The 16,654-nt window shown below is 72.6% G+C and carries 11 protein-coding genes; 6 read left to right on the forward strand and 5 right to left on the reverse strand.

Annotation, left to right across the window (positions count from 1 at the left end; translation table 11 throughout):
• Nucleotides 1–115 precede the first annotated feature (115 nt).
• The 5 genes from ABZ354_RS25555 to ABZ354_RS25575 form a co-directional block, all read right to left on the reverse strand.
• Nucleotides 116–2,935, reverse strand: a complete 2,820-nt coding sequence (locus ABZ354_RS25555) for an NHLP bacteriocin export ABC transporter permease/ATPase subunit (RefSeq protein ID WP_358660509.1) — start codon at nt 2,933–2,935, stop codon at nt 116–118.
• 1 nt (nt 2,936) lies between these two features.
• Complete coding sequence (locus ABZ354_RS25560; protein ID WP_358660511.1) at nt 2,937–5,159, reverse strand: NHLP family bacteriocin export ABC transporter peptidase/permease/ATPase subunit; 2,223 nt, start codon at nt 5,157–5,159, stop codon at nt 2,937–2,939.
• Nucleotides 5,156–5,986, reverse strand: coding sequence for an HlyD family efflux transporter periplasmic adaptor subunit (locus tag ABZ354_RS25565; RefSeq protein WP_358660513.1), 831 nt, complete (start codon nt 5,984–5,986; stop codon nt 5,156–5,158). Before ABZ354_RS25565 ends, ABZ354_RS25560 begins: the two co-directional genes overlap by 4 nt.
• A gap of 149 nt (nt 5,987–6,135) precedes the next feature.
• Nucleotides 6,136–6,348, reverse strand: coding sequence for a type A2 lantipeptide (locus tag ABZ354_RS25570; protein WP_358660514.1), 213 nt, complete (start codon nt 6,346–6,348; stop codon nt 6,136–6,138).
• Between the two features lie 755 nt (nt 6,349–7,103).
• Entirely contained in the window at nt 7,104–9,245 is a 2,142-nt protein-coding gene (locus ABZ354_RS25575) for a SpoIIE family protein phosphatase (protein ID WP_358660570.1), read from the reverse strand.
• Between the two features lie 462 nt (nt 9,246–9,707).
• Between ABZ354_RS25575 and ABZ354_RS25580 the strand changes: the two genes are divergently transcribed.
• From ABZ354_RS25580 to ABZ354_RS25605, 6 genes are all read left to right on the forward strand, one after another.
• Nucleotides 9,708–12,107 carry a SpoIIE family protein phosphatase gene (locus ABZ354_RS25580; RefSeq protein ID WP_358660516.1) on the forward strand — a complete coding sequence of 800 codons (2,400 nt, stop codon included), beginning with the start codon at nt 9,708–9,710 and terminating at the stop codon, nt 12,105–12,107.
• A gap of 382 nt (nt 12,108–12,489) precedes the next feature.
• Entirely contained in the window at nt 12,490–12,675 is a 186-nt protein-coding gene (locus ABZ354_RS25585) for a hypothetical protein (RefSeq protein WP_358660518.1), read from the forward strand.
• A gap of 252 nt (nt 12,676–12,927) precedes the next feature.
• Entirely contained in the window at nt 12,928–13,995 is a 1,068-nt protein-coding gene (locus tag ABZ354_RS25590; protein WP_358660520.1) for a glucose-1-phosphate thymidylyltransferase, read from the forward strand.
• Nucleotides 13,992–14,972, forward strand: coding sequence for a dTDP-glucose 4,6-dehydratase (rfbB, locus tag ABZ354_RS25595; RefSeq protein ID WP_358660522.1), 981 nt, complete (start codon nt 13,992–13,994; stop codon nt 14,970–14,972). The genes ABZ354_RS25590 and rfbB overlap by 4 nt, the downstream gene beginning before the upstream one ends.
• Nucleotides 14,969–15,856 carry a dTDP-4-dehydrorhamnose reductase gene (gene rfbD / locus ABZ354_RS25600; RefSeq protein WP_358660524.1) on the forward strand — a complete coding sequence of 296 codons (888 nt, stop codon included), beginning with the start codon at nt 14,969–14,971 and terminating at the stop codon, nt 15,854–15,856. The genes rfbB and rfbD overlap by 4 nt, the downstream gene beginning before the upstream one ends.
• Entirely contained in the window at nt 15,843–16,646 is an 804-nt protein-coding gene (locus tag ABZ354_RS25605; protein WP_358660525.1) for a class I SAM-dependent methyltransferase, read from the forward strand. The genes rfbD and ABZ354_RS25605 overlap by 14 nt, the downstream gene beginning before the upstream one ends.
• Nucleotides 16,647–16,654 lie beyond the last annotated feature (8 nt).

A 16,654-nucleotide genomic window follows, 5' to 3' on the forward strand; every position in this document is an offset into this window, starting at 1 on the left:
CACGCCCGACGCCCGACGCCCGACGCCCGACGCCCGACGCCCGACGCCCGACGCCCGACGCCCGACGCCCGACGCCCGACGCCCGACGCCCGACGCCCGACGCGACGGCCGGGCGTCATGCCATCTGGCGCCGCACCAGTTCGTGCAGCGGGCCGGCCGTGTCCGCGAGCAACTGCGCGGGCGGGCCCTGCTGGGTGACCTTGCCGTCCTCCATCACGATCACCCGGTCCGCGTCCAGCACCGTCGACAGGCGGTGCGCGATCACGACGCGGGTGGCGTTGAGGGCCTTGGTGGACTCGATGACGGTGCGCTGCGTCTCGTTGTCGAGGGCACTGGTCGCCTCGTCGAAGAACAGGATGCGCGGCCGCCGGATCAGCGCCTGAGCGATCATCAGCCGCTGCCGCTGGCCGCCCGAGACGGCCCCGCTGCCCGACACGATGGTGTGCAGGCCCATCGGCATCAGCCGGATGTCCTCGGCCAGGCCCGCCATCTCGGCCGCCGCCATCGCCTCCTCCGGCGTGTACGGTTCGCTGCCGCAGATGACGTCCAGGATCGACCCGGTGAACGGCTGCGCGTGCTGCAGCACCACCCCGCACTGCCGGCGCACCGCCGACTGGTCGAGGGCCGCCAGGTCCTGCCCGTCGTAGAGCACGCTTCCCGACACCGGACGGTCGAAGCCGATCAGCAGCCGCAGCAGCGTGGACTTGCCGCAGCCGCTCGGGCCGACGATCGCCACGAACTCGCCCGGCCGCATCGCGAACGACACGTCGTCCAGGACCAGCGGCCCGTCGTCGGTGTACCGGAACGACACCCGCCGCGCCTCGATCGCGCCGGTCAGCGGGCCCGGCCGGGTGCTCGCCGTGCGCACCTCGGGGGTCGCCTCCAGCACCGGCCGGATCTCCTCGAACAGGGGCAGCGCCGCCACCGCGGACACGAACGCGCCGGTCAGCTGTGTGACGGAGGTCAGCAGCATCGTCACCGACGTGTTGAAGGTGAGGAACGCAGCCGCCGACATGGAGCCCCGGGCCGGGCCCGCCAGCAGCATGAACATCAGGAGCGTGCACAGCGGCAGGTACACCGCGCCGAGCACCGTCGTGATGTTCTTGATGCGGCCGACCCTCTGCTGGAGTTCACGGCTGCGCGCGAACTGCGACGCCCACGCCGCGTACGCGTAGTTCTCGGCGGCGGCGACCCGCAGCTTGGGCAGGCCGCGCAGCGTCTGGAACGCCTGGTTGTTCAGCTTGTTGGTGAGCACCACCAGCCGCCGCTGCCAGCGCACCTGCCACAGCCCGAGCCCCGTGAACACGCCCGCGATGACCACGAGCATGCCGATCGCCGCCAGCGCCATCGGCACACTGAACCACAGCAGCAGACCCAGGTTCATCGCGCCGACCGTCACCGACTGGCTCACCGTGGGTCCGACACCGGCCAGCAGGCGGCGGATCGCGCTGATGCCCATAGCGGCGCTCGCCAGTTCGCCGGTGGAACGCTCGGTGAAGAACTTCGTCGGCAGTCTCAGCAGCCGGTCCCACACCGCCGGTTGCAGCGTCGCCTCGATCCGGCCCTCCAGCCGCAGGATCGTCAGGTTCTGCAACAGCATGAACGCCGCCGCGACCACCCCGCTGAGCATCACGGCCAGACACACCTGCGCGATGAGGTCGGTCTGCGCCCTCGGCACGAACTCGCCGAGCACCCTGCCCGTCGCGACCGGCACCAGCGCACCGATCACCACCGTCACCAGTCCGCTCAGCAGCAGCCCCGTGAGGTCGCCGCGCGTGCCCCGCATGCAGAACCGCAGCAGTCCGGCCGGACCGAGCCGCTTCTCCGGCAGCGGACGGTAGAACATCACCGCCCGCGGCTCGAACTCCTCCGCGTTGGCCTTCTCGACCGGCGTCTCCCGCTCGGTCGACGGATGCACCGCCACATAGCCGCCGCGCCGCCACAGCAGCGCGACCGGCGCCCCCGACAGCGCGCGATGCCCGACCAGGGGGCCCACGTCGTCCCGCCACCACTGCCCGTCGAGCCGGACGGCCCGGGTACGGACCCGGGAGGTCACGGCGATCAGCTCCACCGGGTCGAGACGGTCCCCGCCGGTGCCGCTCTGCGCCGGCCGGGCGAGCGTGATGCCCGACTCCCGCGCGACCAGCCGGCACGCCGCATACGTGGCGTCGGCGTCGGCGGCCGTGGCACGCCGCTGGGACCGCTTGCCGATGGACGCGAGCAGCGTGCGGTCCGCCTGGGCGCGCACCGCCTCACCGGCCGCGATCCCGGCGGCCGTCCGCGTCTCGTGGGTGCGCTCCAACTGCTCGATCCAGCGGTCCAGCGTGGTCAGCAGCCGGTACTGCTGGTCGACCATGCTCTGCCACAGCCCGGGATCCACCAGCAGGTCGGCCGCCGCCTCCGCGCCGTACAGCGAGCCGTACTGCACGCTGCCCGGCGGCACCTGCATCCAGAACACGTCGTCGTCGGCGGGCGCCACACCCCCGTCGCCGGCCATGGGCGCCTGGAACAGGATCGACAGGCTGCGGCCCACGCCGAGGGCGAGCGCGTACTCCAGCCCGCTCGTCGTCGGCGGCACGTACTGCGGCTGGCCGTACTCGTCGTACGACCATGTCTGGGTGCTCGTCGGCTGGTACAGCTCGCGCAGCCCGATGCGGTGCACGACGCAGTCCCGCAGCGGCCGTGCGACCAGCGTGTGCTGGGGCCCGGCCACCGGTCCGAGCAGCAGCGAACCCGCTTCCAGACGGCCCAGGTGATGCCAGTGGCCCTGCTGCCCCGCGTCCACCGCGAACAGGTCGACCGCGCCCGACGCGACGAGCCACAGCACCTGCGGTCCCTGAAGGTCGAGGCGGCTGAAACCCGCGCAGTCGATGGGCGTGCCCAGCGCGCCGAGCGCGCCGAGAACGAGGTCTTCCTCGCTGCCGGTCGTCGTCATCTCATCGCTCCCTGACGAGCGCCGCGTACGCCCCGCCGCGCGCCACCAGTTCCTCGTGCCGCCCGCGCTCCACGATCGTGCCGTGCTGCAGGACGACGATCTCGTCGCTGTCGCGGACGGTGCTGAGCCGGTGCGCGATCACCACGCACGCGCAGCCGCGCCTGCGGAGGTTGTCCATCACGACCAGCTCGGTCTCCGCGTCCAGCGCGCTCGTCACCTCGTCCAGCACCAGGATGCTGGGCCGCCGCACCAGCGCCCGCGCGATCTCCAGACGCTGGCGCTGCCCGCCGGAGAAGTTCCGGCCGTCCTGCTCCACCCGGCTGTGGATTCCGCCCGGGCGGCGCACGATCACGTCGTACAGCGCCGCGTCCTGGAGGGCCTCCACGATCGCGTCGTCCGGGACCGACGGGTCCCACAGCGCCACGTTGTCGCGGACGGTGCCCTCGAACAGGAACACCTCCTGGTCCACGAAGGAGACGGAGGCCGCGAGGGCACCGCGCGGGATGTCCTCGATGCGCTGCCCGTCGATGCGGATGACTCCCTCCCACGGGGTGTACAGGCCGGAGATCAGCCGGGACACCGTCGACTTGCCGCTGCCGGAGCCGCCGACCAGGGCGACCTGCTGGCCGGGCCCCACGGTCAGGTCGAAACCGCTGAGCAGGGGCTTGTCCAGCGGGTTGTAGCCGAAGGTGATGTTCTCCAGCTCCACGTGACCGTGCAGGCGGCGCGTGGAGTCGCCGGTGCCGGGACGGCCGTAGAGCGGGTCCGCCTTGAAGTTCTCCACGTCCTTCAGACGGGCCACGTCCGCCGCGAAGTCCTGGATGCGGCCCGCGACGCCGTTCAGACGGGTGAGCGGGGCGGTGAAACGGGTGACCAGCGCCTGGAAGGCGACCAGCAGACCGATCGAGATGTGGCCCTCGACCGCGCGCATGCCGCCGATCCACAGGATCAGCGCGCTGTTCACCGTGGCGAGCGTCGGCGCGACCACGCCCAGCCAGGCGCTCGGCACCCCGAGACGCTGCTGCTCCTCCAGCGTCGTGGCGTGCTGCCCGGCCCACTTGCGGAAGTAGCCGTCCTCGCCGCCGGTCGCCTTCAGCGTCTCGATCAGCTGCAGGCCGGTGTACGCGGTGTTGGTCAGCCGCGCCGTGTCCGCGCGGAGCTTCGCCGTGCGGGTGGCACGCAGCCGGATGACGACCCGCATCGCCACGATGTTCAGCAGCGCCACACCGATCCCGACGAAGGTGAGCTGCGGATCGTAGGTGTAGAGGAGCAGCGCGTAGAGGACGACGACGACCGCGTCGACGCCCGCCGCCGCGAGGTCGCGGGCCAGGGTTTCGGCGACGGCGTCGTTGGACTGCAGCCGCTGCACGAGGTCGGCCGGGCTGCGCTGCGAGAAGAACGTCACCGGCAGCCGCAGCAGATGCCGGAGGAACCGGGCGCTGGAGAGGGTGGAGGAGATGATGCGGCCGTGCAGCAGGTTGGCCTGCTGGAGCCACGTCAGAACCACCGTCAGCAGCACGCTCGCCGCCATCGACGCGAACAGCACGCCCAGCAGCGAGGTCTGCCCGCCGATCAGGAACATGTCGATGTACGTGCGGCTCAGCGCGGGCACCGCCGCTCCGACCAGCACCAGCAGCAGACTCGCCAGCACGGCGGTGGGCAGGGTGCCGGCGGTGCCGCGCAGCCGGGCCGGCATCGCCCCCAGCACGCCGGGTTTGCGCCCGCCCCGGGTGAAGCCGGCGCCGGGCTCCATCACCAGCACGACCCCGGTGAAGCTGCCGTCGAAGTCCTCCATGGGCACGAAACGGCGGCCCTTGCCGGGGTCGTTGATGTAGACCCCGCGGCGGCCGAAACGCCGGCCCATGCCGTCGTAGACGACGTAGTGGTTGAACTCCCAGAACAGGATGGCCGGCGCCGCCACCCCGGCGAGCGCCGCGGTGTCCATCTGCATGCCCTTGGCGGTCAGACCGTAACTGCGCGCGGCCTTCAGCAGGTTGCTGGCGCGTGAGCCGTCCCGGGACACGCCGCACGCGATGCGCAGCTCCTCCAGCGGGACGTGCCTGCCGTAGTGGCCGAGGACCATCGCCAGGGAGGCGGCACCGCATTCGACGGCCTCCATCTGGAGCACGGTCGGGGTGCGGACCGTCTTCACCCGGCTGGTGGGGACCTTGCGCCTGGGCGGTGCGGCGCGTCGCCGGGAGCGGGTGTCCGGCGCGGCGCTCACGGCAGCAGCCAGTCGACGGGGCGCTCGTCGGCCAGCTTGACCGACCCCGTGGCCAGGGTCATGGAGGTCAGCTTGAACGGCGGCCCGTCGGCGGACGACCACGCGTAACCGCTCTTGGTGGCGGACGACTCGACGAGGCGGACCGTGACGGCCACCGGCCTGCCCTTCTTCGTGAACTGCTCACCGAGCTGGGTGTCGCCGAGGAACGCCGCGATCGTCTGCGCCGACTGGGCGGCGCGGTCCACGGACTTCACCCTGCCGCGCAGCACGCCGTACTCCTGGCTGGGCACCGACTGCACGGTCAGGTCGACGGTGGCACGGGCCGGGATCGAGGCCGCGTTCTCGGCGGGCACGTAGACCGTCGCGTACAGCGGGTCGTCGGCGTGGGCGACCTTCTCGACGGCGGCGACGTTCGCGCCGGTCTGGATGATCTGGCCGACCGTGGCGGCGATGGCGCTGACCCGCCCGGCGCTGATGGTCCGTACGACCGTCTCGTCCTGCTGCGTACCTTGCTGCGCGCCTTGCTGCGTACGGACCTTGAGGACGGGGGAGTCGGCGGGAAGGCGCTGCCCCGGCTCGGCGAGTACGGCGGTGACCTGGCCCGCGACGGGACTCTGCAGGAGGTAGCTGCCCTGGCCGTGGGTGAGGACGGCGGGCGCGCTCACCGTGGAGGCCACCGAACCGGTCGTCGCCCACACGGACGCCGCCGCCATCGCGACCAGCGTCACGGACAGCACGAGCCAGCCTTGCGGGCGTGCGAAACGCACCGGGAGGTCGAGCTCCTCGGGCGACTGGAGCTTGGCGAGGGCCTGTTGGCGGAACTGCACGGACTTTCCCTCACCTGAGGAATCACTGGGTCCGGCCGGCGCGGGCGCGCACACGGGGCGCTCGGCGCGGACCGGAGAAAGGAAGAGGACAACCGAGAATCCCGGAACCGCCGGCTGCGGCTCCGGGACTCAGACATACAGGGGTGCGATCAGAGACCGGCGACCAGGCCCTGGACCGGGGCGACGCTCAGGCCGGTGGCACCCTCGACCGTGGCGATGGCGGTGTCGGCGGTCGCGCTGACCGGGGCGACGCCGTTCAGGGCACCGGTGACGGTGTTGAGGGCGTTCACGGACAGGCCGCCGGAGACGTTGTCGAGCTCGGCGTCGGAGATCTCAACGGTCTCAACCTGGGGGTTGTTCATAATGGAACTTTCCCTTCGTATGGGTATTCACAAGGGGGAGCGGCCACTTCTGGGGACAGAGGGACAGCCGCCGCACCGCGGACACCGGGCACCCGTCTCCGGGAAGCCCGAACGGTCCCTTCGGTGCGATGGATCAAAGCACGCAGCGCGTCGGGTCTCCAATCAACCAAACGTCTCACCAGGCCATTTGTCAGACGGGCGGACCGAACGGTGCAGGTGTGCGCACGGCGTGGGGGCGACTTCTTCACATGCCTCGCGGCATCGGTTCGCACCGCCCCTTGCGGCGCTCGTGCCGAATCAGGCAGTCCCGCACCAATGGTCCCTTCGGGGGGCGTGCGCGTGTGCAGATTTCCGGTCGTGGTGACCGCGATGGGCATTCGGTGTGCAGATTCACTGAAGTCGAAATTCCGTTCCCCGTGCCGCGACGGAACGTCGCCGTGCGATGACGCTGCGTACTCGACCGAAATGAGCGAACGGCCGCGCGCCGACGAACTGACGCCCCGTGCCGGTCACGCCGTACGGGCCGACTCCGTGCGGGCCCCGTCGTGCGGCACCACGGGGCGTGGCACCACGCGGCATCACGTCGCGCGGCTCCCCACCGCAGGTCACGGGACCCCTGGTCCCGCCCGGCCGCGACCCCCGCGATCCCGGCCGGACGGGACGAGGGCCGGTCCGGCCTCCTCGGCGGGAGGGCCGGACCCGCCCGCACCCACGACTTCGGTGACGCGGCCCCCCGCAGACGCACCGTCAGCCCCTCACCACGTGGCCCGCAGCAGCAACAGCGCGATGTCGTCGAGTCGTTCCCCCTCGGGTGCGTTCCCGCGGACGAGGGTGTCGGCGAGTTCGTCCAGGGGCAGGTCCCCTGCGTCGGACAGGCGGCGGCCGAGCGCCGCGAGCTCCTCCTCGAAGTCGGTGCCGGGGGACTCGACCAGCCCGTCCGTGTACAGGACCAGCAGGCTGCCGGGCGGAAAATCGATCTCCGTCGTCGGATACGAGGCCGACGTGTCGATGCCCAGCAGCGGACCGCCCGCGAGGTCCAGCACCCGCACCCGGCCGTCCGGACGGCGCAGCAGCGGCGGCGGATGACCCGCACGGGACATCACCACCCGCCCCCGCTCCTGATCCAGCCGCAGATACAGACAGCTCGCGAAGAGATCCGAACCGAGGTCGATCAGCAGCCGGTTGGTACTGCTCAGCACCTCCTCCGGCGCCTGCCCCACAGCCGTGTACGCCCGGACCGCCGTACGCAGTTGCCCCATCAGCCCGGCCGCCGTCACGTTGTGGCCCTGCACGTCCCCGATCACCCCCGCGGCCATCCCGTGCACCGGCATCAGGTCGTAGAAGTCGCCCCCGATGTCCATGCCCTGGGTGGCCGGGAGATAGCGGGCCGCCGTCTCGAAGCCGGCCGGCGGCGTCAGAGAACGCGGCAGAAGCGCCGCCTGCAACCCCTGCGCCAGCCGCTGCTTGGCGTCGTAGAGCAGGGCACGCTCCAGGGCCTGCGCGATCATGCCGGCCAGACTCGTCAGCACCGCCCGCTCGTCCGCCGGGAACGGGTGGGGCCTGGCGTACGCCAGCACGAGCATCCCCACCGGACGGCCGGAGGCGATCAGCGGCAGATAGGCCCACGCCGCGTTGCCGTCGGGTGTCTCGCGCCGTCTCGGATACACGCGCTCCAGCTCCTCCTGCGACTCCAGGAACGCCGGCACGCCCGTCCGCAGCACCTGCGCGCCCGGCGTCCGCTCCGTCAGCCGCATCCCGTCGAACCGCTCCACGACCCACGCATCGGGATAGCCGCGGTGTCCCAGCACGTGCATGCGGCCGGCCCGGGAAGCGAGCACGACCAGCGCCCTGCTGCCCACGGCCGGGGCGATCTCGTCCGCCACCAGCTGCACCACGTCCTGCGCGCCGACCGCCTCCGTCAGCGCACTGGCCAGCGTGAGCACCTGCGCGATGCCGACCAGCCGGGACGGCCCCTCGGGGCGCTGCGGGCGCCGGTTCGGCTCCCTCACCCCCCGGGCCCGGCTGATGCGCACACTCAGCCCGGTGGTGGACGGGTAGAGACGGAACGACAGCCAGTCGCCGGGCGGCCGCAGCGCCACGAACGACGTCGTGTGCTGGCTGATCAGCGCCGCCCGGTACCGGTCCTCGTACACCGGGTCGTTCAGCCAGGGCACCGACACCCACAGCTGCGTGCCGAGCAGTTCCCCCGCTTCCGCTCCCATCAGTTCCGCCGCGGCCGGGTTGGCGTACGTCACCCGGCCGTGCAGGTCCAGCGAGCACAGCCCGTACGGCAGTCGTGCCGCCATCCGTGCCGCCTCCGCCGAGCCCTGCGTGTGCGCCGGGCCGCGCGGCGCCGGCTCAGCGAGCGGGCCGGGCTCGGGGCGTGCACGCTTCTCACGCGCCGCCCGCTCAAGGCGCAGCGCCAGCCGCTCGCAGCCCGCGCGCAGATGCTCGCGCTCCCGCTCCGACAGCTCCGTCGGATGCGAGGCGGGCCAGGTCAAGAAGACCGCGCCGTACGGCTGTGAGGCCGTCGCGACGGGCAGCGCGACCAGCGCGAACGGGTACGGCAGCACCATGGCGACGCGCGGGAACCGGCGCGCCATCTCCTCCTCGCCGCCCACCCACACCAGCCGCCGCTCGCGCAGTGCCTCGGCGACCGGGATCGGCGCGCTCAGCCCGACCCGTTCCCACGGTGCCGCGAACACCCGGGGCAGCCCCGCCATCACGCTCATCTCCAGCACCGGCTCGTCCGGCGCCAGCAAGTACACGGCACCCGAGTGGGCCCGCACCTCCTCCATCATCGACGCCAGCGCGAGGGAGAGCAGCGGACGGCCGAGCGGCTCGTCCGGGTCCGCCGGGGCCCGTGCCCGTGACTGCCCGTCCGGCACGCCGACCACCTCCCTCGCCCGGCCGCGCGGCGGTCCCGGCATCGCGTCTGCCTGGTGACGGCCCCAGGCAACCAATCTCCCTCCCGGCCGCGGATTCCGCACCAGGAGGGCCGGCCCCAGCACCAGGAAGGCCGGCCCCACCAGGAAGGGACCGGCCGCACCAGGGAGGCATGGGTCATACCGGGGAGGGACGGCCCGTGCCGGGAGGGCACGCACCGGCGAACGCGCTACGGGATACGGGGCAGGGGTACGGTGTCGATGTACGGCTGCCGGGTACGGCCCGTGGGCGCCCGCCCGTGCGTGCGCCGCGTACCCCCGCATCACCCGCCCATGCCGAGTCCCGTATGCCCGCCTTGCCGCCGGGCCGGGCCAGAACCTGACAGTGAGTCGTCCACAGGGGCTGCGCACGCGCCGTATACGCGCTGTAATGACCGCGTGGCCAGTGAGGACGCGGGGGGGCGGGGAGCGACGGTGTCGCGTGCCGAGACGGTCCTCGAGGCACTCGCCGCGGACCCCACCTCACCCGGGCGGACGCGCCGCGTCCTGGAACAGGCGCTGATCTTCGCGGGGGCCACCTTCGCCGCCGTCTACGCACCCGGCGAGGACCCCCAGCGGCTGTGCCTGGTGGAGTCCGCCGGTGTGCCCCAAACCCTGTACGGCGTACGCGACTGCTACCCGCTCGCCGGACACTCCCCGGCCGCCGAGGCGCACCGCGAAGGCCGGGCCGTGTGGCCGCGCCCCGCCGACGCCGCCGGTCCGGACGCACTGGGGCGCGTGCCGTCCGGGGAGCTCTTCGTGGGCGCGCTGCCCCTGCGCGGCGAGCAGCCCGGAGTCCTCCTCGCCGTCAGCGAGTCGCCCGACGGATTCGACGCCGACGCGCGCACCTGCCTGGAGCTCGTCGCCGCCGCCGTCGTCTGGTCCCCGGCCGCGGCGGCCGACGGCGAGGACCTGCCGTCCAACGCCTTCAGCCTCGCCATGGACAGCGGGCGGGTCGAGGTCGGCGACGACCTCCTCGACCTGTTCGGCCTGGCCCGCGCCCGCTTCGACGGCCGGGTCGAGACTCTCCTCGGCCTGGCCGTGCCCGAGGACCTGCCGTCGCTGATGTCGGTCGTGGAGGCCGACCACATGTCGATCGGCGACCGCGAGCTGGAGTTCCGCGTCCCCCGGCCGGACGGCCCGCCCCGGTGGCTCCGGCTGCGCGGCCGTCCGGTGCCCGGCGGCGACGGCCGGCCCGCACGGCTGGTCGGTACGGTCGTCGACGCCTCCAAGACGCGCTCCGACGTCACCGACGTGGCCCGCGTGCAGCGCCTGGCCGCCGCGCTCGCCACCGCCGGCACCGTGCGCGACGTCAGCCAGGCCGTCGTGTCCGCGCTGCGCCGCCCGCTGCACGCCGACCGGATCGCGCTCGCCGAGCTGGAGGGCGACCGGCTCGTCGTCACCGTCCTCGACCCGCCCGAACCCGAGTCGTGGCCCGAGCTGTGGCGGCTGGAATGGCGTACCGAGTGGCCCGACGCGCCGGTGCGCGCCATGCCCACTCTCGCCGCCGCCCTGCGCGACGGCCGTGCAGCGATCTGGCCCGCGGGCACCGCCCTGGAACCCGCCCTCGCCGAGGTCGGCCCCGGCGGACTCGCCGTCCTGCCGCTGCCCGCCGGAGGCCGCATGGCCGGCGCCTGCCTCATCGGCTGGGACTCCCCGCACGACTTCGGACCCGACGAGCGCGCCCTGCTCACCGCCTCCGCCGGACTCGCCGGGCAGGCCCTGATGCGGGCCCACGCCTTCGACGCCGAGCACGAGCTCGTCGGCATGCTGCAACGCCAGCTGCTGCCGCGCCGCCTGCCGAAACTCCCCGGCGCGGTCGCCGTCGCCCGCTACCTGCCCAGCACGGCCGGCCTGGAACTCGGCGGCGACTGGTACGACGTCATCCCGCTCGTTGACAACCACGTCGCCCTCGTCATCGGCGACGTGCAGGGCCACAGCGCCGCCGCGGCCACCCTCATGGGCCAGATGCGCACCGCCCTGCGCGCCTACGCCACCGAAGGGCACCCGCCGGACGTGGTCGTCTCCCACGCCAACCGCCTGCTCGCCGAGATGGAGACCGACCTCTTCGCGACCTGCGCGTACGTCGAGGTCGACATGGAGGAGGGCACCGCCTGGTGCGTGCGCGCCGGGCACCTGCCGCCCGTGCTGCGCCATCCCGGCGGTGAGACGGAGATCGCGGAGGTGGACGGCGGCCCGCCGCTCGGCGTGAGCGCGCAGGCCGACTTCCCCATGAGCCCGCTCAGGCTGCGGCGCGGCACGGTGATCGCGCTGGCCACGGACGGGCTCGTGGAGACACCCGAGACCGACATCGACACCGGCATGGCCCGCCTCGCCCACGAACTGGCCGTGTCCGACCCCGCGCACCTCGGACTCGTCGCCGACGCCCTGCTCGGCAACGCCGGACGCGGCGACGACGTCGCCCTGCTCCTGGTGCGCTACGACGGAATGGCCCGCCGCCCCATGCGCGAGAGCTGGACGGTGTGGCGCGTGCCCGAGGCCGTCCGGCACGCGCGCCGTTTCACCCGCCGCACCCTGCGGGCCTGGGGCGTGACCCGGCAGATCGACACCATCCTCCTCGTCGTCTCCGAACTCGTCACCAACGCCCTCGCGCACACCGGCGGCCAGGTCCGCCTCGACCTCACCCTGATCAACGGCCGGGTACGCGTCGCGGTCGCCGACGGCTCGCCGCGCACCCCGGTCAAGCCGACCAGCATCGGCTGGGAGGCGACCGGCGGGCGCGGCATCCTGCTGGTGGAGGCCGTGTCGGCGGCATCGGGGACCGTGCCGGTCAGCGGCGGCAAGCAGGTGTGGAGCGAGATCGCCCTCGAGTGACGCCCCGGCCGGTCTCCCCGGCGCCGCGGCGGGCCGCCCGCGCCGAGGTGCGCGCGGCGGTTTCCCGGGTACCCGGCGTCCGTACGGCCGACCGTCCCCCACGGCCGACCGGTGATCCGCCGTGCCGGGTGTCGCCGGACGGCGACTGGGACCACGTGGCAGAGCTGATGCGGTAACGCGCCGCGTGCCCGTCGTCCGGGACGTCACCCGGTGGGGACCTCTCCCTCGGCGCTCCCGCCGTGGAACGCGACCCGGGTTCGGCCCTCGGTGACATGGGGCGGCCCGCCCCCACGTCCGAGCGCGCGGGGAACGCCCGTACCCCGCCCATGGATCAACGGTTCAACGGGGGCGACCGACGGAAGCAGAAGGGAAGTCGAGCACAGTGATCGCGCAGTCGCAGTCGCAGTACGGGGCAGTGCTCCGCCGGTTCGAGACGGGCTGGTCGAGGGCCCGGCGCCCGCGGGGTGAGAACGCCCCGCGCACCTGGATTCCCGCCGTGGCGGACCGTGACGCGCCCCGCGCCGCCGGCGCCGCCCCGGAGGGCAACATCGTGCGCGGCGAGGACTGAACGCGGGGCCGCCCCCGGCCGACTCCTCGAGCCGTAAGCCCGAGCCGCGAGTCCGAACGGTAAGCCCGAGCCGCGAGTCCGAGCCATAAGCCCGAGCCGCGAGAGCCCGGGTGCTCCGGAGCGCCCGAACGGCGTCCGGAACCGCACCCTCCTCCGTGGCAACCCGAGTCACCGGAATTCAGCCGATCGATCATCGGGCGAAACCACCCAAGTCCCGACACTTCATCGGAGATCACCGCTAAGGTGAGCCAGATGAAGGCTCTCGTACTGTCCGGTGGCGCCGGAACGCGATTGAGGCCGATCACGCACACCTCGGCCAAACAGCTCGTACCGGTCGCCAACAAGGCGGTCCTCTTCTATGGCCTGGAATCCATCGCCGAGGCCGGGATCACCGACGTCGGCATGATCGTCGGCGACACGGCCGCCGAGATCGAGGAAGCGGTCGGCGACGGCTCGGAGTTCGGCCTGAAGGTCACCTACATCCCGCAGGAGCACCCGCTGGGCCTCGCGCACGCCGTGCTGATAGCCCGCGACTACCTCGGCGACGAGGACTTCGTGATGTACCTCGGCGACAACTTCATCGTCGGCGGCATCACCGGCCTCGTGGAGGAGTTCCGCGAGAACCGCCCCGACGCGCAGATCCTCCTCACCCGCGTCGCCGACCCCCGTGCCTTCGGCGTCGCCGAACTCGACGCCGCCGGACAGGTGATCGGCCTGGAGGAGAAGCCCGAGAGCCCCAAGAGCGACCTCGCGCTCGTCGGCGTGTACCTGTTCACGCCCGTCATCCACGAGGCCGTGCGCTCCGTCGAGCCCTCCTGGCGCGGCGAACTGGAGATCACCGACGCCATCCAGCACCTCATCGACCACAGGGCCGACGTGCGCTGCACGATCGTCCGGGGCTACTGGAAGGACACCGGCAACGTCGTCGACATGCTCGAGGTCAACCGCACCGTCCTGGAGAGCATGGACCGCCGCATCGACGGCGAGGTCGACACCGGCTCCGAGACCATCGGACGGGTGATCGTCGAGAAGGGCGCGAAGATCGTCAACTCGCGCATCGTCGGCCCCGTGGTGATCGGCGCCGGGACAGTCGTCAGCGACTCCTACGTCGGGCCGTACACGTCCGTCGCGGAGAACTGCCGCATCGCCGACAGCGAGCTCGAGTTCTCCATAGTGCTGCGGGACTCCTCGATCCACGGGGTGGGCCGGATCGAGTCGTCACTGATCGGCCGGCACGTGGAGGTGACCCCGGCGCCCAGTGTGCCCAGCGCCCACCGACTCGTCCTCGGCGACCACAGCAAGGTGCAGATTCACACATGAACCTCCTCGTCACCGGCGCCGCCGGCTTCATCGGCTCGCGCTACGTCCGCACCCTCCTCGACTCCGGCGCGCCCGACGCGCCGCGCATCACCGTGCTGGACAAGCTCACCTACGCGGGCACCCTCGACAACCTCGCACTGGACCATCCCCGCCTGGAGTTCGTGCAGGGCGACATCCGCGACGCCGGACTCGTCGACAAGCTGATGTCCCAGGCGGACCAGGTGGTGCACTTCGCGGCCGAGTCCCACGTGGACCGCTCCATCCTCACCGCCGCCGACTTCGTCCTCACCAACGTGGTCGGCACCCAGACCCTCCTCGACGCGGCCCTGCGCCACCGCGTCGAGCCGTTCGTGCACGTCTCCACCGACGAGGTGTACGGCTCGATCGCGACCGGGTCGGCCACCGAGGACCATCCGCTCAACCCCAGTTCCCCCTACTCCGCGTCCAAGGCCTCCTCCGACCTGTTCGCGCTGGCCTACCACCACACCCACGGCCTCGACGTGCGGGTCACGCGCTGTTCCAACAACTACGGCCCGCACCAGTTCCCCGAGAAGCTCGTCCCGCTGTTCGTCACGAACCTCCTCGACCGCGAGAAGGTCCCGCTGTACGGGGACGGTCTCCACGTCCGCGACTGGCTGTACGTCGACGACCACTGCCTCGGCGTCGACCTCGTCCGCACCAAGGGCCGCCCCGGCGAGATCTACAACATCGGCGGTGGCACCGAACTGACCAACCGGGAACTCACGGGCCTCCTTCTCGAGGCCTGCGGCGCCGACTGGGAGAGCGTCGAGTACGTGGCCGACCGCAAGGGCCACGACCTGCGCTACTCCGTGGACTGGAGCAAGGCCCGCGACGAACTGGGCTACCGCCCGCGGCACGACTTCGCCACCGGGCTGGCGGAGACCGTCGCCTGGTATGAGCACAACCGCGCCCGGTGGGAGCCGCTGAAGCGGCGCGTCGCCGAGGAGCGCGCGTGAAGTGGCTGGTCACCGGCGCGGCCGGGATGCTCGGCCACGACGTCGTCGGCGAGCTCACCGCACGCGGCGAGGACGTCACCGGCCTGGACCGCGCCGCCCTGGACATCACCGGCGTCGGCGCCCTCGACGCGGCACTCGCCGGACACCGCCCCGACTGCGTCGTGAACTGCGCCGCGTACACCGCCGTGGACGACGCGGAGACCGACGAGACACGCGCCATGCTGATCAACGGCGAGGGGCCGCGCCTGCTCGCCCGCGCCTGCGCCGCGCACGGCGCCCGCCTCATCCACGTCTCCACCGACTACGTCTTCTCCGGAGACACCCGCGCCACCCCCTACCCGGAGGACCACCCGGCCGCCCCGCGCACCGCCTACGGCCGCACCAAACTCGCCGGTGAACGGGCCGTGCTGGAGGAACTCCCCGGGGCGGGCGCCGTCGTGCGCACCGCGTGGCTCTACGGCGTCCACGGCCGCAGCTTCGTCCGCACGATGCTGGACCTGGAGGCCACCCGGCCCACCGTCGACGTCGTGGACGACCAGCGAGGACAGCCCACCTGGACCGCGGACGTCGCCGCCCGCATCGCCGAGCTCGGCCCCCGCCTCGCAGGCGGCGCGAGCGGCGTCTTCCACGCGACCAGCTCGGGCGAGGCGACCTGGTACGAGCTGGCCCGGGAGGTGTTCCGCCTCATAGGCGCGGACCCCGCCCGGGTGCGCCCGACCACGGGTGCGGCCTTCCCCCGGCCCGCACCGCGCCCCGCCTACAGCGCGCTGGCGCACGGCCGCTGGCAGGAGATCGGCCTGCCCGCGCCGCGCGACTGGCGCGCCGCCCTGCACGAAGCACTGCCCAGGATCCGCAAGGAGAGTCCCGTCCGTGAAACGCCATGAGTTCCTCCGGGAACTGCACAAGGCCAGCGCCAACCGCAACTACCTGGAGATCGGCGTCAACGACGGCCGCAGTCTGCGCCTGTCGCGCGTCCCCAGCATCGCCGTCGACCCCGCCTTCAAGGTCGTGTCCGAGATCAAGTGCGACGTCCACCTGGTGAGGGCCACCAGCGACGACTTCTTCGCCCGCGACAACCCGTTGCAGCACCTCAAGGGCGGCCGGCACCCGTGGCGCAACCTGCGCCGCGGCCGCCGCCCGCTCGGACACTGGCGGCGCACCACGCTCGACCTGTCGTTCATCGACGGCATGCACCTGTTCGAGTACGCGCTGCGCGACTTCATCAACGTCGAGAGGCACTCCGACTGGGGCAGCGTCATCGTCTTCGACGACATGCTGCCGCGCAACGTGGACGAGGCGGCCCGTGACCGGCACACCGGCGCCTGGACCGGCGACGTGTACAAGCTGGCCGAGGTCCTGGCCCGTTACCGGACCGACCTGGTGACCGTGCAGGTCGACACGGAGCCGACCGGTCAGCTCGTGGTCTTCGGCGCCGACCCCGCCAACACGGTGCTCAAGGACAAGTACGAGGAGATCATCGAGGAGTACGTCGTCCCCGACCCGCAGAAGGTGCCCGAGGCGATCCTGGAGCGGGTGGGGGCCGTTCCCCCGGAGGAACTGCTGCAGGCGGGCTTCTGGGGCCGCCTCGTCCGGGCACGCACCAGGGGCCTGCCGCGCTCCCGGGGCTGGGAGCCGCTGCGGCAGGCCCTGGAACAGGTCGGTGTGAGCCGCTGACCCGTTGC

It is taken from the genome of Streptomyces sp. NPDC005925 (assembly GCF_040638805.1).
Lineage (GTDB): Bacteria > Actinomycetota > Actinomycetes > Streptomycetales > Streptomycetaceae > Streptomyces.

What these genes read in the sequence shown, in the direction of transcription:
- ABZ354_RS25590 (WP_358660520.1), top strand. Translation starts at nt 12,928, where the DNA reads ATGAAGGCTCTCGTACTGTCCGGTGGCGCCGGAACGCGATTGAGGCCG.
- rfbB (WP_358660522.1), top strand. Translation starts at nt 13,992, where the DNA reads ATGAACCTCCTCGTCACCGGCGCCGCCGGCTTCATCGGCTCGCGCTAC.
- ABZ354_RS25570 (WP_358660514.1), bottom strand. Translation starts at nt 6,348, where the DNA reads ATGAACAACCCCCAGGTTGAGACCGTTGAGATCTCCGACGCCGAGCTC.
- ABZ354_RS25555 (WP_358660509.1), bottom strand. Translation starts at nt 2,935, where the DNA reads ATGACGACGACCGGCAGCGAGGAAGACCTCGTTCTCGGCGCGCTCGGC.